This window comes from Streptomyces sp. NPDC006259 (assembly GCF_042870975.1).
Lineage (GTDB): Bacteria > Actinomycetota > Actinomycetes > Streptomycetales > Streptomycetaceae > Streptomyces.
Genome location: NZ_JBIAHY010000003.1, coordinates 976,109 through 994,641, shown reverse-complemented (window position 1 = coordinate 994,641; position 18,533 = coordinate 976,109). Strand labels below are relative to the sequence as shown.

Here is an 18,533-nt window from a genome sequence, read left to right as displayed (position 1 = left end):
CTGTGGGTGTTCCGTCGATGCCGTCATCGAGGATCACGTGGAAGCCGGACATCTCCTGTCGCCTTTTCCGAGAGGATCACCCGGTCGGCGGGGGCGGGTGCCGGGGCGCTTGTCAGTGGCCGCGGGCGATCCACTCCTGGAGGTGGGGGGCCTCCGCGCCGATGGTCGTCGGGTCGCCGTGGCCGGTGAGGACCTTCGTCTCGGGCGGAAGGGTCAGGAGGCGGTCGCGGATCGAGGCGATGATGGTCGGGAAGTGGGAGTAGGAGCGGCCGGTGGCGCCTGGTCCGCCCTGGAAGAGCGTGTCGCCGGTGAACAGCACGCCGAGCCCCGGATCGTGCAGGCAGACCGCGCCGGGCGCGTGGCCGGGCGTGTGCAGCACGGTGAGGTCGGCGCCGGCGGCCTCGATGACCTGGCCGTCGACCAGATGGGCGTCCGGGTCGCGGCCGGGGTGGGTCATCTTCCACAGCGGCAGGTCGTCGGGGTGCAGCCAGATGGTGGCGCCGGTCGCGTCGGCGAGGGCGGGCGCGGCACCGATGTGGTCGTTGTGGGCGTGGGTGCACACGATGGCGGTCAGCCGTCGGTCGCCGAGGGCGGCCAGGACGGCGTCGGCGTCGTGGGCGGCGTCGACGACGACGGCCTCGTGGTCGTCGCCGATGATCCAGACGTTGTTGTCGACGTCCCAGGTGCCGCCGTCGAGGCTGAACCGGCCGGAGGTGACGAGGCGTTCGATGCGGGCGGTCGTCACAGGACCACCACCGAGCGCAGCACGTCGCCGTGGTGCATCCGTTCGAAGGCCTTCTCCACCTCGTCGAGCCCGATGGTCTCGGAGACGAACGCGCCGAGGTCCAGGCGGCCTTGCAGATGCAGGTCGATCAGCATGGGGAAGTCGCGGGAGGGCAGGCAGTCGCCGTACCAGGAGGACTTCAGCGCGCCGCCGCGTCCGAAGACGTCCAGCAGCGGCAGTTCCAGCTTCATCTCCGGGGTGGGCACGCCCACCAGCACGACGGTGCCGGCCAGGTCACGGGCGTAGAAGGCCTGCTGGTACGTTTCCGGGCGGCCGACCGCCTCGATCACCACGTCCGCGCCGAAGCCGCCGGTCAGCTCGCGGATCGCCTCGACCGGGTCCGTCTCCCTGGAGTTGACCGTGTGGGTGGCGCCCATCGTGCGCGCGGTGGCCAGCTTGCGGTCGTCGATGTCGACGGCGATGATCTTCGCCGCGCCCGCCAGGCGGGATCCGGCGACGGCCGCGTCGCCGACCCCGCCGCACCCGATGACGGCGACGGTGTCACCGCGGCCGACGTTGCCCGTGTTGATCGCCGCGCCGATGCCGGCCATCACGCCGCAGCCCAGCAGTCCGGCGACCGCCGCCGAGACGGACGGGTCGACCTTGGTGCACTGACCGGCCGCGACCAGCGTCCTCTCCGCGAAGGCCCCGATGCCCAGCGCCGGGGACAGCTCCTGCCCCGTCGAGGCGAGCGTCATCTTCTGCTGCGCGTTGTGGGTGTCGAAGCAGTACCAGGGGCGTCCGCGCAGACAGGCCCGGCACTGCCCGCAGACGGCCCGCCAGTTCAGGATGACGAAGTCGCCGGGGGCCACGTCGGTGACGCCCGCGCCGACCGACTCCACGACGCCGGCCGCCTCGTGGCCCAGCAGGAAGGGGAAGTCGTCGTTGATCCCGCCTTGTTTGTAGTGCAGGTCGGTGTGACACACCCCGCAGGCCTGGATCTTCACCACGGCTTCCCCGGGTCCGGGGTCGGGCACGAGAATCGTCTCCACCCGCACCGGTTCGTTCTTCCCCGGTGCGATCACTGCGCGCGCTTCCTGCGCCATGGTGCTGTTCCTTTCGTCGGCGGCCGACCGTCCGTTTCCGACCCTACGCGTGAGCGATCGGTAGAGGACGTACATCGAGCCAGGTCACCGGCCGGAACGCCGTCCCGCGGCCGGGTTGCGCGGGCGCCGACGTAGCCTGAACGCCGCAACCCGACCGGTATCGAGGAGCCTCGTGAGCATCGCGGAGACGGCCGCCGTCCAGCCCCCGTGGCGGCTGCTGCTCGACTACGTCCGACCGCACCGCTGGACGCTGCTGGCGGGGGCGCTGCTCTCGCTGGTCACGGGGGCGACCGGGCTGCTGCTGCCGCTGGTGGCGCGGGGGTTGATCGACGCCCTGTCCCACCACCGGGCGATCACCGGCGCGTTGGTGCTGCTGTCGGTGCTGGTCGTCACCAACGCGGCGGTCGGCGCGCTGGGTTCGTATGTGCTGCGGCGCACCGCCGAGTCGGTGGTGCTGAGCGCGCGGCAGGCGCTGTCGTCGTATCTGCTGCGGCTGCGGATCGCGGCGGTGGACCGCAGTGAGCCCGGTGATCTGATGGCCCGCATCACCTCGGACACCACCCTGCTGCGGGAGGTCACCACCGACTCGCTGGTCGGCCTCGGCACCGGCGGGCTCACGCTCGTCGGGACAGTGGTGCTGATGGGCGTGGTGGATCCGGTGCTGCTCGGGGTCACCCTGGGGGTCATCCTGGTCGCGGGCACGGTCATCGGGGTGATCGTGCCGCGCATCAACCGGGCCAGCCGCCGGGCGCAGGACGCGGTCGGGGTGATGGGCGCCTCGCTGGAACGGGTGCTGGGCGCGCTGCGCACGGTGAAGGCGGCGGGCGCCGAGGACCGCGAGGAGAAGGCGCTGCACGCGGCGGCGCACGACTCGTGGCGGCAGAGCGTGTCGGCCGCCAAGTGGTCGGCGGCCGCGGGCAACACGGCCGGGCTGGCGATGCAGACCGCGTTCATCACGGTGCTGGCGGTGGGCGGCGCGCGGGTCGCCACGGGCGCGATCGACATCGCGACACTGGTGGCGTTCCTGCTGTACGTCTTCTATCTGATGTCGCCGATCCAGCAGGTCATCGGCGCGGTCGTGCAGTACCAGGCGGGCTCGGCGGCGCTCAGCCGCATCCAGGAGACGCTGCTGCTGCCCGCCGAGCCGGCGTCCCGCCCCGCGTCCCTGCCCTCGCCGACGGACCGGCCGGCCTCACTGGCCTTCACCGACGTCCGCTTCCGGTACGCCGACGATCTGCCGTACGTCCATCACGGGGTGACGTTCGACGTCCCGGCGCGCGGCATGACCGCCTTCGTCGGCCCGTCCGGCGCCGGGAAGACCACGGTGTTCTCGCTGATCGAGCGGTTCTACGACCCCGACTCCGGCACGATCACCCTCGACGGCCGTCCGCTGCCGGACTGGGAACTGGGCGCGCTGCGTGCCGCCATCGGCTATGTCGAGCAGGACGCCCCGGTGCTGTCGGGGAGCCTGCGCGACAACCTGCTGCTGGGGAACGCGGAGGCCGACGCCGACGCCGTGCGGCGGGTGCTGCGGACGACCCGTCTCGACGGCCTGGTCGGCGCTCTGCCGGACGGGCTCGACACGCTCGTGGGGCACCGCGGGACCAAGCTGTCCGGCGGGGAGCGCCAGCGGGTGGCCATCGCCCGCGCCCTGTTGCGCAGCCCGCGGCTGCTGCTGCTGGACGAGGCGACGTCCCAGCTGGACGCGGTGAACGAGGCGGCCCTGCGCGACACCGTCGCGGACGTCGCCCGTACGACGACCGTCCTGGTGGTCGCGCACCGGCTGTCGACGGTCACCTCGGCCGACCGGATCGTCGTCATGGAGGCCGGGCGGGTGCGCGCGGTGGGCACCCACCGTGAGCTGGTGGCGGCCGACCCGCTCTACGCGGAGCTGGCGGCGACGCAGTTCCTGGCGACGGCGGGCTGAACGCCGGTGGGGGCCGCCCGGAGTCCGGGCGGCCCCCACTCGGGACAGCGGGAAGGGACGGGCCAGATCAGGTCCGGATGGCCGGGGCCAGCCCGGTGACGGGGGCGACGAGGCCGGTGACCTGCTGCAACTCGTTCAGCTGCTGGAGCCTCTTCACATTGTTCAGCTGGTTCACCTGCTCCGTGACCGAGGGCAGTTCGCCCTGCCGCCCGGCGGGGACCTGCGCCTCGGCGAGCGAGTCCAGCGCGCTGAGCGGGTTCAGCTTGCCTGCGGCCGGGGCTTCGGTGGCGCCGGCCAGGGGGGCGGCGAGGCCCGTGACCCCGACGGCGAGAGCGGCGACGGCGACGATGCGACGAGTGGAGATCATGCCTACGGCAACGCGCCGGACCGCCCCTCGGACACGGGTGGGGAGCCGTGCTCACCCGACAGGGCGCAGCACGCCGCCCGCGCTTGCCGGTCACGGCCCCGCGGAGGAGTCTCTAAGGGTGAGGGCCCGCCGGGCCGTCCCCCTCGGCCCGCGGTCCTCGAAGGAGGTCACCATGGGCACCGCGAGAGGCTCCGCCTTCGACGCCGAGATGCTGCGCAGAGGCATAGAGAGTCACACTTCGCAGACGCTGCTCTCGCTGTACGCCGACGACGCGGAGATACGCGTCGTGGACCACAACAGCCGGCCCAGCCACCCGACACTCGTGCGGGGCCGCGACAGGATCGCCGAGATGCTGGACGACGTGTACAGCCGTGACATGACCCACCGGCTCGAGGACTGCGTCGTGCAGGACGACCGCGCCGCCTTCAGCGAGTCCTGCGTGTACGCGGACGGCGTCCAGGTCTTCTCCGAGTCGATGATCACCCTGCGCGACGGCAAGATCGTCGAGCAGACGATCATCCAGGCGTGGGACGAGTAGGCAGGGAGGAAGGCCACCGGGCTCCCGGGCCGGTCCGAGGACCGGCCCGGACCGACCCGTCCGGGCCCGGACCCGCCCGGACGGTCCCGGACGGTCCCGGACGGGCCGCGGGTGCTCCGTGCCGCACGGCTTCGGCCCTCGGCCGGTGCCTCCGGGCCTCCAAGCCGGTGCCGGCGGCCCGGCGCTGGTGCCTCCGGGCCGGTGCCGGCGGCCCGGGCTCGGCGCCACCGGTTGTCCGCCACGGCGGCGGCGGGCGACGGCGGCGGGGATGCGGCGGTGCCCCGCCGGCCGTTCCCCTGCGCCGGCTGACCGCCGGCACCCGGTCCTCTGCCCTTTGCCGTCGGCCCTCGGCACCCGGCACCCGGCACCCGACCCTCGGCCCTCGGCCCTCGGCGCGGCGGCGCCGTGCGCCGTCACCGGAACTCCTCCGTGTCCCACCCCACCGGCCGCAGTATGCCCAGTAGTTGCCGCACCAGTTCGTCCACGGCCTCGTCCAGGGTGGCGTCCACCCAGCCCGCGCTCCAGTCGTGCAGGAGGCCGTTGACGCTGCCGATGAAGGCCGTCGCCGCGAGGCGGTAGTCGCGGGGGGCGGCCTCGCCCCGGTCGGCGGCGGCCGTGGCCTCGGCGCAGATGAGTTCCACCCAGCGGGCGCGCCGTGCCAGACGCTGTTCCTCCATGCGCGGGCTGACGCCGACGATCTCGACGAAGGTGATGCGGATGCGGCGCGGGTCGGCGGTGACATTGCCGGCGTAGGCGCGGAAGATCGCGGTGACCCGTTCCGCGAGCGGCAGGTCCCTGGCGGCGGCGAACGCGGCCACGACCGCCTCCTCCGCCCAGTCGTTGACCTGGAGGTGCAGCGCCGCCAGGACGTCCTCCAGGGTGTGGAACTCCTCGTAGAACTGCCGCGTCGACAGCCCGGCCGTCTCGCTGAGCGCCGCGACGGTCGTGCCCCGGTATCCGGGGGCGTCGCCGAACAGCCGCAGCGCCGCGTCCAGGAATCTCCGCCGCCGTTCCGCCTGCCGTTCTTCGGCGGACTTGCCGGCGTATCGGCCGGTCGGCGCCCTCAGCCTGCCCGCCACGGTCCCTCCCTCGTCGCTGCGTCTCTCGATTTTGTCGTGCACGTGGCTTGTGGCGAAGGGCACCCCTTCCTTACTTTCCAGTAAGTCAACTTTGAACGCACCCGTGTTCAGATTCGGGACCTCCCACCCCCCAGAGGAGAGAGCAGACATGGCTGCCTTCAGAACCAGGCACCTTTGCTCCGTAGCCGCCGCCCTCGTCCTGACCGTCACCGCCCCCACCGCCGTCGCCACCGCCGCGACCGCCACCACCGATGCCGCCGCGCTGCGGCAGGTGCTGCTGGTCGCCAACAACTGGGACGGCACCGCCGACGTCATCAAGTCCACCGGGGACTACGCGAAGATCGGCCGGATCAACGTCATCCCCGACAAGGACCAGCGGATGGCGGAGATCAACGCCGACCCCATCCGGTGGATCGCCTTCATGACGATCCGCAACAGCGTCGGTGAGGGTCACGACCAGTTCGTCGACGACATGTACTCCACGCCGGACGGCACCTCCGTGGTGGTCTCCCGGCCCAGCTTCGCCGACGTCGTCTCGATCAACGTGTCGACGGGTGCCGTCAACTGGCGTTTCCCCGTGTCGGGTTACCGGGCCGACCACATGGCCGTCTCGCCCGACGGCAAGCGGGTCGCGGTCTCCGCGTCGACGTCGAACACGGTCCACGTGCTCGACATCACCAACGGCAAACAGCTCGGTTCGTACGCCACCGGCGACAAGCCGCACGAGAACATCTTCACCAAGGACGGCAAGTACATCTGGACCATGTCGATCGGCGACGTGAACACCGCCCTCGACGCGCCGTGGCTGGACTGGACGAAGGGCGACCGGCGCATCACGGTCGTCGACGCGACGACGTACCAGCCGGTGAAGACGATCGACATGCGGCAGCGGCTGGACGCGATCGGCCTCTCCGACTATTCGGACGCCGTGCGCCCCGCCGTGTTCTCGCCGGACGAGTCCAAGCTGTACTTCCAGGTCTCGTTCTTCAACGGGTTCTTCGAGTACGACATCGCCACGGACCGGATCACCCGGACCAAGACGCTGCCGAAGAACTCCGCGACCAGCGACGACCGCACCACGTTCGTCAACGACTCCCGGCACCACGGGCTGTCGATGCGGCCGGACGGCAGCAAGGTGTGCGTGGCGGGCACGATGGACGACTACGCGACCGTCGTCGACCGCACCACCCTCCAGGAGGGCCCGCTGGTACCCGTCTCCAAGCCCTACTGGGCGACGGTCGGCGGCGACGGCAAGGACTGCGTCGTCTCCGAGAGCGGGGCCGACCAGGTGACGGCGATCGACTTCGCCACCGGCCGCAAGGTCGTCTCGGTGCCGGTGGGCGACCACCCGCAGCGGGTCCGGCTCGGCCACGTCGCGGCCGACTGGACGTCTCCGGCCCGCTGAGCGGCACGGTCCGCCCGTGCGCCGGGGTGGGGCGAGGCCCCCGGCGCACGGGCGGGGCCGTCACCCGCCGATCCGCTGTGCCGCCCACGCGGCCAGTTCCCCGCGGGCCGCGGTCAGCAGGGCCGCGGACGGGGCGGTGGCGCCGTTGGTCACCAGGGCGTAGTGCACGGTGTTCGTGTCGGTGTCGGCCAGCAGCAGACGCCGGCTCCCGGTACCGCCCGGCTCGGCGGCGACGCCGACCGGGGTGGTGGCCGTGTATGCCGGCGGGGCGTGGGCCGTTCCGAGGTCGGAGACCACGGTCGTCGACGCGGTCGGGAACGAGGCGGGCAGGTGGAGTTCGGTCGGTGCGGCTGCGCTGCCGGAGCGCCAGACGAGCAGCCCGTACTGCCCGGAGCCGACGAGTTGGGCCACGCTGGGCAGCGAACCGGGTACCGGGTTCCAGGTGAGGGTGGTCGAGCCGTCGCGGGAGCGGTCCTCGTAGGTGAAGGCCAGGGTCGTGCCGGAGGTGGCACTCGGGTAGATCCGGTCCAGCAGGCGGGCGTCCTGACGGAGCGTCGCCTTGCCGGAGTCGTCGAGGCGTACGGCGGAGAGGTCCTCGTCGTTCCAGGCGTCGCCGGTGGTGAGGACCTTGTCGGGGTTGCCGTTCATCAGCTCGTGGTGACGGCCGTGGTAGATGTCCCACTGCCACTGGTTGCCGGAGAGGACCGGCCCGGAGGCGGCCGGGTTCGTCCACCAGCCGGCGCCCTTCACCCGGGAGTCGAGCGCCTGGTACATGGCCTTCAGGACGGTCGGCGCCTTGTCGGAGACCGTGCCCGCGAGGGGATGACCGAACTCGCTGACCACGGCGGTCGTGCCGGCCGCCGCCGCCCGGTCGCGGACGGTGCCGAAGTCGGTGACGTACTGGCCGTCGGCCGCCTTGCCCCACATCAGGATCGCGGAGATGGCCTTCTGGTCGTAGAAGTGGGTGTTGAAGACGTAGCGGGAGCCGAGCGTGCCCGCGTCGAGGAGGCCGCCCACCTGCTTCTGGGAGTCGATGTTGGCGTTCCAGAACATGTTCGGCTCGGCGAGGACCGGCTTGTCCTGCCAGCCGGCCGCGTCCATCCGGGCCCGGAACCTCACGTAGAACGGCCACAGCAGGTCGCGTTCCCACGTGCGGCTGGTCTGGCCGGAGTCGTAGGCGCCGGCGTAGGGCTCGTTGTAGGGGTCGAAGCCGACGACGCCGGCGAACTCCTCCGCGGTGAGGTGCTGCCGGACGTACGTCATGGTCTGCTGCGCGGTGGCCAGGAAGGCGTCCTGGAGACCGTACGCGTTGTGCCAGAAGTCGTGCTGAGCGGCCTTCACCGCGCCGTTCTGGGTGATGTTCTGGCCCCAGAAGAGGCAGATGCCGCAGGACTCGTCGGGGTAGTCGCCCAGCTCCACCGCCCATGCGGGGGCGCCGTCGCCCGTGTACCAGCTGTCGGGGTCGAAGAGGTGGCGGGAGTAGAGGTCCTGGTGGAAGTCGGGGTAGACGCGGATGCCGGCGTCGAGGAAGGCGCGCATCTGGTCGGTGGCGGCGGCCAGGTAGGCGGAGTCGACCTGGCCGCGCGCCGGTTCGGCGTAGGCCCAGGAGAGCAGGAAGCGCACGGAGTTGCCACCGCCCAGGGCGCGCAGGGCGGTGGCCGACTTCTTCGCGTCGGCCACCGAGGCGAAGGGCAGGCCCTTGTTCTCGGCCAGCTTGGTCTCGCCGGAGACGTTGTAGCCGCGCAGCACGACCTCGCGGCCGGTACCGTCCACGAAGCGGCCGCCGGACACGGTGAGCGCGGTGCCGTCGAACGGGAGGGAGTCGGGGAGGGGGGCGGCGGTGGCGGCCGGGGTGCCCGCCACCGTCAGGAATCCGCAGAGTCCGCAGAGGACGACCAGAACAGCGAGCAGACGTGCCCGGATATTCGGCATGTCCACTACAGTCCGGCCATTTCCGGACACCGTCAATACCTCCTGACTCAGGAGTAAGCTGACTAGACGTCAGATCTCGCGCTCCGCCCGCCTCAACCGCCCGTCCGGCCGGTCACGTTCAGCAGGTACTCCTTCCGGTCGAGCGGGTTGTGGTCGGTGCGCGGACGCTCGGGGACCGTGCCGCGGTCGACGGGGGCGTAGTGGTCGAAGGCGCTCTCCAGCTCGCCCTCGCCCCGCGTCAGCCCCGGCAGCCGCTGCTCCAGGAGGTGCACGCGGGCGGCCGGCACGGCGCCCTCCAGCACGCACAGGGCGTCCCGCGTCCGGGTCGTGCGCGGTACGGCCCGCAGCGCGGTCAGCACCGGCAGCAGCGCGCCGAGGGTGTCCGCCGGGGCCTCGATCCGGAACCGGTGCATCGGCTCGTGGACCCGTGTCCCCGCCCGCCGCAGCGCCTCGATCAGGACCAGCGGGGTCAGTCCCCGGAAGTCGTACCCGGTGCTCGACATGCTCTTGTCGAAGCCCTGGTGGGCGTGGCTCTGGCGCGGCGAGTACCCGCAGTGCGTCATGGTGACCGCCGCGTCGGTGACCCGCCAGCCGCGCAGCCCCTGGCCGAGCGTCTCGCGGACGGTGTCCTCGACCGCCTTGAAGAAGGCGTACGGCATGGAGCCCAGCTCAACCTCCAGTCCGAAGGTCACCCCCGTGCCCGGCGGGGCGGGTTCGACGCGCAGGCCGACGGTGGCGAGGAAGGGGTTGCCGTCCCTCCTGAGGAACTCGACGGCCGCTCCCTGCCCGGCCGGACGCTCGACGCACAGTGGTGTCGTCCCGCGGAACGTGACCTCCAGCCCGTGCTCGTCGGCGAGCGTGGCCTGGAGGACCTCCTTCTGCACCTCGCCGTAGAGCGAGACGGAGACCTCGTGGCGGACCTCGTCGTGACGGAGGCCGATCAGCGGGTCCTGTTCGGCCAGCCGGGTCAGGGCGAGGTGCAGCGAGCGGCGGTCGGTGTCCGGGCCGGGCACCACGACCGTCTCCAGGGTGGGCGGGGCGAAGACCTGGCCGGGCCCGGTGCGCGGGACGCCGAGGCTGTCGCCGATCCTCACCTCGGCCAGGCCCCACAGCCGGGCGATACGGCCCGCCCCGACGGTCTCCCGCCGTACGTCGGTGCCGTGGTCGAAGACGCTGATCGCGGTGACCTTCCCGTCCCGGCCGCCGAAGGGGACCCGGTCGCGGGTGCGCAGGGTGCCGGAGAAGAGGCGCGCGTAGGCGATCTTCTCCCCCGCGGGTCCCCGCTCGACCTTGAAGACCGTCCCGGAGAGCGGACCCTCCGGGTCCCCGTCGGCCGGGGGCAGCAGGTCCCTGATGCCGGCGATCAGCTCGGTCACGCCCGCCCCGGTCGCCGCCGAGCCGAAGAAGACGGGGTGGACGAGGGCCCGGCGGGTCTGGGCGACGAGGGCGGCCCGCAGGCGCTCCGGGGTGAGCGATCCGTCGACGTACGCGGCGAGGAGGTCGTCGTCGTGGTCGGCGAGCACGTCGGCGAGCGCGTCGGGGGCAGGGCCGCCGGGTTGGAACACGGCCCGGCGGGTGCCGAGGTCCGTGACGGTGCCCATCGGGAGCACCGGGACGCGGAGCCGGCCGGACAGCTCTCGCAGAACACCTTCCCGGCGGGCGCCGCGCCGGTCGGTCTTGTTGACGAAGACGAGGGTGGGGATGCGCAGCCGCCGCAGGGTCCGCATCAGGACGCGGGTCTGCGCCTGGACGCCCTCCACCGCCGAGACGACGAGCACGGCCCCGTCGAGCACGCCGAGGGCGCGTTCCACCTCGGCGATGAAGTCGGGGTGGCCGGGGGTGTCGATCAGGTTGACGGTCACGTCGTCGACCGGGAAGGAGACCACGGCCGCCTTGATGGTGATGCCCCGCCGGCGTTCCAGCGCGAGGGTGTCGGTGTGGGTGCTGCCGGCGTCGACGCTGCCGATCTCGTCGGTGATACCGACGGAGTGCAGCAGCCGCTCGGTGAGGCTGGTCTTACCGGCGTCGACGTGGGCGAGGATCCCGAGGTTGAGCAGGTGCACGAAGCGTCATGTCCTTCGGAGTGGGGGTGATTCCTTCCTGGGGGGACATGGACGTCGCTCGCATCTCTGCTCCTGGTTCCTTCGGTGACGGGTCCCTCGCAGTGCAGCAGACGAGCGGGAGCGGCGGCAACGGAATTAGGGCCCGTCCGGGTGCGGGACCGGCGGCGGAACGGTGCGGAGCGTGGCGGGATCCTCCCGGTGCCGAGGGACCGGTACGCGGCCGGGGAGCCGTCCGGGCCGGCCACCGTGGTCGCGGTCAGGCGCGGCGCGCCGCGCGGTCCGGGCGCGGCCATGGCGGTCGGGCCGGACGACGAGGTCGTGGGCAGCGTGTCCGGGGGTGCGTGGAGGGCGCGGTGTTCGAGCCGGCGCGGGAGGCGGTGGCGAGCGGGGAGGCGCGGTCGGAGACCTTCGGCCACGGCGACGAGGACGCCTTCACGGCCGGTCTTCCCCGCGGCGGCGGGATCACCGTGCTGGTGCGGCCGGTCGCGCCCGTCCTCGATCCGTCGTCCGGGTGGTCGCCGAGTCGTCGCGGCGAACGAGCCGGTGACTGCTGGGGGTCGCGCTGCGCCGGCCGGCCGCGTACGTCGGGGCGATGGGCAGCCGTCGTAGCCACGACGAGCGCGGGGACCGGTCGTGGAGGCCCGGCTGACGGAGCGTGAACTGTCCCGGCCGCGGTTCCCCGTGAGGCTCGGCCCGGGGGCACGTACGCCCGAGGAGGTGGCCGTGTCCGTGGCCGACGAGATCGCCGCGCCGCGCCGGGGCGGCGGCGGGGCTCCGCTGACGGCCACGGCCGGGGGCGATCCGCCCCCGCCGCCCCCGCGTCAGCCCGCTCCCCTCAGGGGGGCGGCAGGCGGTGCAGCACGACGTCGGTCAGCCGGCCCGCGTCGACGACGGCCGTCAGGTAGGTGCGGTACGGCTGGCGCCGGCGGTCGGTCGGGGAGCCCGGGTTGAGCAGGCGCGGCCCGCCGGGGACGGTGGTGTCCCACGGGATGTGGCTGTGGCCGAAGACCAGGACGTCGAGGTCGGGGAAGCGGGCGGCGCAGCGGGCCTCCCGCCCCTTCGCGGGGCCGGTCTCGTGGACCACGCCCAGGCGCAGCCCGTCGAGGTCGGCGTACGCGATCTCGGGGAGCCGGGCGCGCAGCTCGGGACCGTCGTTGTTGCCGTACACGCCGATCAGCCGGCGGCTGCGGCGCTCCAGCAGATCCAGGGTCGCCGTGTCGACCCAGTCCCCCGCGTGCACGACGACGTCGGCCTCGGCGAGCGCGTCCAGGAGCGGCGGGGGGAGCGCCTTGGCGCGCTTGGGGAGATGGGTGTCGGACATCAGCAGGAGGCGCACGGTCTCAGCGTAGGACGGCGGGAGTCTCCCGGTCCTCTCGGCCCGCTCCCCGCCGTCCCGCTCCCACGCCGGTCCTCCCCCTGCCTCCCCGGCCCTCTCAGTCCTCACCCCTGACGATGTTGCCCTCCGGGCCCGAAGACGTCGGGGGCGCGGTGCCGGGCGGCTCCACGGCCGGTGTCCAGGTGCGGAGCAGCCCGGCCCTGGCCTCGCGCAGCCTGCGGGCCCTGGCCCAGCCCGTCTCGGGCCGGCGGGCGGTGCGTTCGTCCTCCAGGGACGAGGTCCTCACGGTCGTTCAGCGCCTCTCCGCGTCACGGTCAGCGGGCACCGGGGCCGCCGCTGCCGAAGGAGCCGCCGGACTCGGGGTTCCAGCGCGGGCGGCTCTGGTCGTCGCTCGGCCGGCTTCCGGTGGTCCGCAGCTCGTGCGGGGTGAGACGTTCGCCGTCCTGCGACTGCGGCATCTCGTTCGGTTCGCGCGCCCCGTGGCTCTCCCGCACCGGACCCGACGCGGGCATCCGGGGCTGCTCCTCGGGGCGGGGCGGCGCGGGCTCACGGCTGCGGATCTTGGCGCCGAGCCGGAAGGCCCAGATCAGGCCGCCGACCAGCGCGACGCCGACGAGGACGAAGCCGACGGTGGCCAGAACTGATCTTCCGGACGCCGCCAGAACGGTGGTGGCAATGGTTTCCATGCACGCCGGGTACCCCGAGCCCGCCGGGGAACACCCGCGGAGCCGCCGGCCGGCCCCGCCGGCTCCCCCCGCGGCTCACCCCTCCAGCTGCAGCTCGCTCCACACCTGCTTGCCGCCGCTGACCGGCAGCGTTCCCCAGGCGTCGGACACGGCCTCGACGAGGAGGATGCCGCGGCCGCCCGTCGCCTCCCAGCCCAGGCTGGTCGGCTTGACGGGCGAGCGCGGTGACACGTCGGTGACGGAGACCCGCAGCCGGTGGTTGACCAGGGTGAGGTCGAGGCGGACCGGGCCCTCGGTGTGCACGAGGGCGTTGGTGACGAGTTCGGAGACGACCAGCAGGGCCGCGTCCATGGCGTCCACCGGGATCCCCCAGGCGCGCAGGCTGCGCCGGGTGAAACGGCGGGCGTGCCGGGCGGCCTCGGGGACCCGCCAGACCGTCCAGCCCTCGCGCAGGGGCCGTACGGCCATGCCGTCGTAGCGCATCAGGAGCAGGGCGACGTCGTCGCCGCGGTGGGCGTTGCCGAGCAGGGCGTCGGCGACCAGGCCGAGGTGCGCGGGGTCCGACACGGACAGTTCGTGTGCGAGCCGGTCCATGCCGGTGTCGATGTCCATCTCGGCGGACTCCACGAGCCCGTCCGTGGTCAGGGCGATGACGGTGCCGGGCATCAGCCGCAGCGGGGCCATCGGGAAGTCGGCCTGGGTGACGACGCCGAGCGGGGGGCCGCCTTCGGATTCGGCGATCTCCGTTGCGCCGTCCGGGTGACGCAGCAGGGGCGGCGGGTGTCCGGCGCGGACGCACCAGGCGGTGCCGGCCTCCATGTCGACCTCGACGTAGCAGCAGGTGGCGAACAGGTCCGTCTCCAGCTCCATCAGCAGCCGGTTGGCGTGCGAGACCACCACGTCGGGCGGGTGTCCCTCGGCCGCGTAGGCGCGCAGGGCGGTGCGCATCTGGCCCATGAGGGTGGCGGCGCCGGTGCTGTGGCCCTGGACGTCGCCGATGACGAGGGCGACCCGGTTGTCGGGCAGCGGGATCACGTCGTACCAGTCGCCGCCGACCTCCAGACCGGCGGTGGCCGGCAGATAGCGGGCGACGGCGACCGCGCCGGGGAGTTTCGGCAACCGTCGGGGCAGCAGCTGGCGCTGGAGCATGCCGACGAGTTCGTGCTCGGCGTCGAAGGCGTGGGCGCGCATCAGGGCCTGGCCGACGAGGCCGGCGGAGGCCGTGAGCAGAGCGCGTTCGTCGGGCCCGAAATCGTGCGGGGTGTCCCAGCCGATGAGGCAGGCGCCGGCCATGCGGCCCCCGGCGGACAGCGGCAGGACGGCCAGGCCGCCGGGTCCGACCTCGGCGAGGGCCGGTTCCAGGGCGGTGCCCGCGGGCCAGATCCGGGCCCGGCCCTCGCGCAGGGCGGCGGCCAGGGTGGGCATGGTGCGCACGGGCGCGTCCGGCCACTCGGTGCGCCACTCCAGCCGCCACAGCTCGGGCCAGGACTCGGGTTCCGGCGGGTCGAGGACGGTGACGACGAGACGTTCGTTCTCCAGCTCGGCCAGCGCGATCCGGTCGGCCCGCAGCGGGAGGCGCAACGCGGACACGACGGCCTGGCTGACGTCACGGACCGTGCCGGCGGTGGCGAGGGCGGCGGCCAGGCGCTGCACGCGGGCCACGTCGGTGACGCCGGAACGCAGGGTGGAGACGTCGGCGACGGTGCCGACGAGCCGGGCCGGGTGGCCGTCGCCGCCGGGCAGGAGACGGCCGCGCAGCCGCAGCCAGCGGGGCGGTCCGTCGGCCCGCAGCACCCGGAACTCCAGTTCACGTTCGCCGATGGACATGTGGTCGGCCTCGACCACCGACATCAGCGCGGGCAGGTCGTCGGGGACGGTGTGTCCGAGCAGGGTCTCGACACGGCCGTCGAACTCGTCCCCCCGCAGGTCGAACAGGACCAGGATCTCCTCGCCGACCTCCACCCGGCCGGTGTCCATGGCGAGGCTGAAGGAGTTGGCGCGCAGCTCCTCGGCAGCGGCGGGCTCGGTGCGGGCGGGCAGGGAGACGGCCTCCGCGACCAGTCGCAGACAGGCGCGGTCGTCGGTGTCGAAGCCGCCGGGGTTCTCGCTGACGGCGAGCAGGCAGCCGCCGTCACCGTCGCGCACGGGCAGTGCGGCCAGGTGAACGCCCCCCGCGGGCATCCGGCGCGACTCCGGGCAGTCGGCGAGCTGCTCGGGATCCAGCCACAGGGGCGTTCCGGTGCGGTGGGCGTCGGCGGCCGGGGACCTGCCGCCGAGCGGGTAGCTCTCGCGCAGTCCGTACAGGGTCCTGGGGACGCCGGCCGACTCGATCAGGCAGAGCAGGTCACCGTCCTCGCCCGGGGTGTAGACGGCGGCCAGGCTCGCGCTGGAGAACACCAGGGCCTGTTCGAGAACGCGCCGCATCCGTTCCGGTGAGGCGGGGCCGCCCGTGACCGTCTTCAGGGCAACCTCGACGCGCAGGGCTCTCGCCTTGCGCTCCGCCGCACCCTGACTGACCACGACCGTAATTACAGCGCTTATGAGACGTTCCCGCAGCCCTTGCGACGGCGCGGGCAGGTCACCGGAGTGCGGAGGGGCCCGGGGGCGGGGGCGCGAGGGGTCCCTGGGCCGGCGCGGTGCGGTGGTCGGGGCGTGCCCACGGCCTCGTAGGAGGGGCGGGGGAAGTCCCGGGGCCGACACGGCGCTCGTCGGGCGTCCTGACGGCCTCACGGCAGGAGCGGGGGCCCGGGGCGGCACGGGCGCTCACACGGCGTCTCCACGGCCTCGCAGGCGGGGCCGCCGGGCTGCCGGGCCGCCGGGTCACCGGGCAGGCACGGGCGCTCGTCGGGCATCCCCACAGCTTCACGGGCAGGAGCGCGGGGCCCCGGGGCGGCACAGGCGCTCCTAGTACGTCGCCACGGCCCCGCAGGCGGGGCCGCCGGGCGGCCGCCGGGCCGCCGGGCAGGCACGGGCGCTCGTCGGGCGTCCCGACGGCCTCACGGGCGGGAGCACGGGCGCTCGTCCGACGTACCGATGCCCGGACGCCCGGACGTCGAGGCGTCAGGGCGTACCGACGTACGTACGTCCCGACGTCCCGACGGCCTCGCGCCGCAGCCCCGCTCGCACGGCGACGCGGGCGCCTCGCCGTGCGCTCGCGGTCGGCAGGAGGCAGATTTGGTTGCCTGGGGTCGTACGGTCGGGCGAGGAGGTGGGCGCCGTGTCCGAGGGACAGCGGTCCCGCCGGGCGCCCGGGGATCCGGTCGGCGGACCGATGCTGTCACCGGCGTTGACGGCGATGATGGACGCCGTCGGGGCGCACTCCGGCGCCGTCTACCTGCTGCCCGGCGACGAGCCGGTGCTGGAGATGGCGGTGATGGCGGGGCTGCCCCGGTCGTTCGCGGCGCCCTGGGAGCGGGTGGGGCTCGGCGCGCCGATCCCGGTGGCCCGCGCGGTGCGCGAGCGGCGGCTGGTGTGGGTGGGCGACGAACAGGAGATGGCGCGCTCCTATCCGCGGATCGCCATGGTCCTGCCCTACCCGTTCGCGCTGGCCGCGCTCCCGCTGGCGACCGCGTCCAAGGTGTACGGCGCCGTCTTCGTGACCTGGCCCGGCTCCCATCCGCCGGAGTTGTCGGACCGGGAGCGGCAGGAACTCCAGTCGGGCTGCGAGCGGCTCGCGCTGCGGCTGGAGCGGGCGGCCACCGAGAACCGCCCGGTGCGCGCCGAGGCCGATCCGCCGGCCGCGGGGGCGGCCGGGGTGGCCGACACGCTGGGCACGGTGGAGGCGGCGCGGCTGCTGGCCCGGCTGCCGTACGGGCTGTGCTCGCTGGACGTCACCGGCCGGGTGGGGTTCGCCAACGCCGCCGCCGCCGATCTGCTCGGTGTCCCGGTGGGCGAACTGCTGGGCGCCCACCTGTGGGCGGCGGTGCCGTGGCTGGCCGACCCGATGTACGAGGAGCGCTACCGGGCCGCGCTGCTCGGCCGGAACGTCACGTCCTTCGTGGCGCTGCGCCCGCCCTCCGACTGGCTGTCCTTCCGGTTCTACCCCAGCGCCACGGGGGTCACGGTACGGGTGGTCCGGGCACGGGCGGTGTCGGTGACGAGCCCGGCCGGTACGGAGGGCGACGACGCCCCGCCCCGGCTGGTGTCGATGTCACAGGCGCTGAGCCTGGCCGGAGCGCTGACCGAGACGGTGAGCGTGCGGGACGTGGTGCGGCTGGTGGCCGAGGAGATCGCGCCGGCCGTCGGCAGCGGCGCGCTGGCGCTCCTCGGGGCGCGGGCGGGGCGCCTGCACGTCCTGGGGCACCACGGTTACCCCGACCCGCACGTGGTGGAGCGGTTCGACGGGATGCCACTGGCCTCCCCCACGCCCGGCACGCACGCCGTCACCCACGGAGTGCCCGCGTTCTTCGACTCACGCCGCCGGCTGGAGCAGCTCTACCCGGCGCGTCACGTCGCCCCCGACCCCTTCGCGGCCTGGGCCTATCTGCCGCTGATCGCCTCGGGCCGTCCGGTGGGCGTCTGCGTGCTGGCCTACGCCGAACCGCACGACTTCCCCACGCACGAACGCGCCGTTCTGACCAGTCTGGCCGGGCTGATCGCGCAGGCCCTGGACCGGGCCCTGCTGTACGACGCCAAGCACCGGCTGGCGCACGGCCTCCAGGCGGCTCTGCTCCCCCACTCGCTGCCCTCCCTGCCCGGCATCGAGGCGAGCGCCCGCTATCTGCCGGCCACCCGGGGGATGGAGATCGGCGGCGACTTCTACGACCTGGTGCCCTCGCGTCCGTTGCCGGCGGCGGTGATCGGGGACGTACAGGGGCACAACGTGACGGCGGCCGGGTTGATGGGGCAGCTCCGCACGGCCGTACGGGCGTACACGACGGTGGGCCACGAACCGGCCGAGGTGATGCGCAGCACCAACCGGCTGATGATCGACCTGGGCACCGAGCTGTTCGCCAGTTGCCTGTATCTGCGGCTGGACCCGGAGCGCGGTCGCGCGGTGATGGCGCGGGCCGGACACCTGCCGCCCCTGCTGCGGCGGCCGGACGGACGGGTGCGGGTCCTCGACCTGGCGGGCGGCCCGCTGCTCGGCATCGACCCGGAGGCGACGTACCCGACCACGGAGATCGAGCTGTCGCCCGGCTGTGTGCTGGCCCTCTACACCGACGGGCTGGTCGAGACGCCGGGGGTGGACATCGAGGACGCGGTGGCCGACCTGGGGCAGCGGCTGGGCGAGGCGGGCGAGCTGCCACTGGAGGAGATGGCCGACCGGCTCGTGGGGCACCGCGCGGCGGCGGAGGAGCGGATCGACGACGTGGCGCTGCTGTTGCTGCGCGCCCGTGCCGGGGAGGTCGGCTGACGGGCCGTCGCCCG

Annotated in this window: 15 protein-coding genes; 5 read left to right on the top strand and 10 right to left on the bottom strand. The window is 73.6% G+C overall.

Annotation, left to right across the window (positions count from 1 at the left end):
- Positions 1 to 112: 112 nt before the first annotated feature.
- Positions 113 to 745, bottom strand: a complete 633-nt coding sequence (locus ACFYO5_RS15720; protein ID WP_388708906.1) for an MBL fold metallo-hydrolase — start codon at positions 743 to 745, stop codon at positions 113 to 115.
- Complete coding sequence (locus ACFYO5_RS15715; protein WP_388708904.1) at positions 742 to 1,830, bottom strand: S-(hydroxymethyl)mycothiol dehydrogenase; 1,089 nt, start codon at positions 1,828 to 1,830, stop codon at positions 742 to 744. The genes ACFYO5_RS15720 and ACFYO5_RS15715 overlap by 4 nt, the downstream gene beginning before the upstream one ends.
- A gap of 172 nt (positions 1,831 to 2,002) precedes the next feature.
- Here ACFYO5_RS15715 and ACFYO5_RS15710 point away from each other — a divergent pair, with 172 nt between their 5' ends.
- Complete coding sequence (locus ACFYO5_RS15710) at positions 2,003 to 3,757, top strand: ABC transporter ATP-binding protein (protein ID WP_388708901.1); 1,755 nt, start codon at positions 2,003 to 2,005, stop codon at positions 3,755 to 3,757.
- Positions 3,758 to 3,824: 67 nt separating this feature from the next.
- Here the strand turns inward: ACFYO5_RS15710 and ACFYO5_RS15705 are convergent, their stop codons facing one another.
- Positions 3,825 to 4,124, bottom strand: a complete 300-nt coding sequence (locus ACFYO5_RS15705; protein ID WP_356565790.1) for a hypothetical protein — start codon at positions 4,122 to 4,124, stop codon at positions 3,825 to 3,827.
- A gap of 172 nt (positions 4,125 to 4,296) precedes the next feature.
- On the opposite strand from ACFYO5_RS15705, the gene ACFYO5_RS15700 reads away from it, so the two are divergent.
- On the top strand, positions 4,297 to 4,662 hold the full coding sequence (locus ACFYO5_RS15700) for a nuclear transport factor 2 family protein (RefSeq protein WP_388708899.1): 366 nt from the start codon (positions 4,297 to 4,299) through the stop codon (positions 4,660 to 4,662).
- 413 nt (positions 4,663 to 5,075) lie between these two features.
- On the opposite strand, the gene ACFYO5_RS15695 is transcribed toward ACFYO5_RS15700, so the two are convergent.
- The gene (locus ACFYO5_RS15695; protein ID WP_356565794.1) at positions 5,076 to 5,741 is read right to left on the bottom strand and encodes a TetR/AcrR family transcriptional regulator; all 666 of its coding nucleotides are present in this window, start codon (positions 5,739 to 5,741) and stop codon (positions 5,076 to 5,078) included.
- Positions 5,742 to 5,889: 148 nt separating this feature from the next.
- Between ACFYO5_RS15695 and ACFYO5_RS15690 the strand changes: the two genes are divergently transcribed.
- Complete coding sequence (locus ACFYO5_RS15690; protein WP_388708896.1) at positions 5,890 to 7,146, top strand: YncE family protein; 1,257 nt, start codon at positions 5,890 to 5,892, stop codon at positions 7,144 to 7,146.
- A gap of 60 nt (positions 7,147 to 7,206) precedes the next feature.
- On the opposite strand, the gene ACFYO5_RS15685 is transcribed toward ACFYO5_RS15690, so the two are convergent.
- Both ACFYO5_RS15685 and ACFYO5_RS15680 read right to left on the bottom strand, forming a co-directional pair.
- Positions 7,207 to 9,078, bottom strand: coding sequence for an endoglycosylceramidase (locus ACFYO5_RS15685; RefSeq protein WP_388708893.1), 1,872 nt, complete (start codon positions 9,076 to 9,078; stop codon positions 7,207 to 7,209).
- 92 nt (positions 9,079 to 9,170) lie between these two features.
- A complete protein-coding gene (locus tag ACFYO5_RS15680) occupies positions 9,171 to 11,141 on the bottom strand; it encodes a GTP-binding protein (protein ID WP_388708891.1) in 1,971 nt (656 codons plus the stop codon).
- An 84-nt stretch (positions 11,142 to 11,225) separates the two neighbouring features.
- On the opposite strand from ACFYO5_RS15680, the gene ACFYO5_RS15675 reads away from it, so the two are divergent.
- Positions 11,226 to 11,750, top strand: a complete 525-nt coding sequence (locus tag ACFYO5_RS15675) for an XdhC family protein (RefSeq protein WP_388708888.1) — start codon at positions 11,226 to 11,228, stop codon at positions 11,748 to 11,750.
- A 226-nt stretch (positions 11,751 to 11,976) separates the two neighbouring features.
- Here the strand turns inward: ACFYO5_RS15675 and ACFYO5_RS15670 are convergent, their stop codons facing one another.
- From ACFYO5_RS15670 to ACFYO5_RS15655, 4 genes are all read right to left on the bottom strand, one after another.
- The gene (locus ACFYO5_RS15670; protein WP_388708886.1) at positions 11,977 to 12,477 is read right to left on the bottom strand and encodes a metallophosphoesterase family protein; all 501 of its coding nucleotides are present in this window, start codon (positions 12,475 to 12,477) and stop codon (positions 11,977 to 11,979) included.
- A gap of 97 nt (positions 12,478 to 12,574) precedes the next feature.
- Positions 12,575 to 12,763, bottom strand: a complete 189-nt coding sequence (locus ACFYO5_RS15665) for a hypothetical protein (protein WP_388708883.1) — start codon at positions 12,761 to 12,763, stop codon at positions 12,575 to 12,577.
- A gap of 28 nt (positions 12,764 to 12,791) precedes the next feature.
- Positions 12,792 to 13,163, bottom strand: a complete 372-nt coding sequence (locus ACFYO5_RS15660; RefSeq protein WP_388708881.1) for a DUF6479 family protein — start codon at positions 13,161 to 13,163, stop codon at positions 12,792 to 12,794.
- Positions 13,164 to 13,238: 75 nt separating this feature from the next.
- Positions 13,239 to 15,683, bottom strand: coding sequence for a SpoIIE family protein phosphatase (locus tag ACFYO5_RS15655; protein WP_388708878.1), 2,445 nt, complete (start codon positions 15,681 to 15,683; stop codon positions 13,239 to 13,241).
- A gap of 688 nt (positions 15,684 to 16,371) precedes the next feature.
- Here ACFYO5_RS15655 and ACFYO5_RS15650 point away from each other — a divergent pair.
- A complete protein-coding gene (locus ACFYO5_RS15650; protein WP_388709261.1) occupies positions 16,372 to 18,519 on the top strand; it encodes a SpoIIE family protein phosphatase in 2,148 nt (715 codons plus the stop codon).
- Positions 18,520 to 18,533 lie beyond the last annotated feature (14 nt).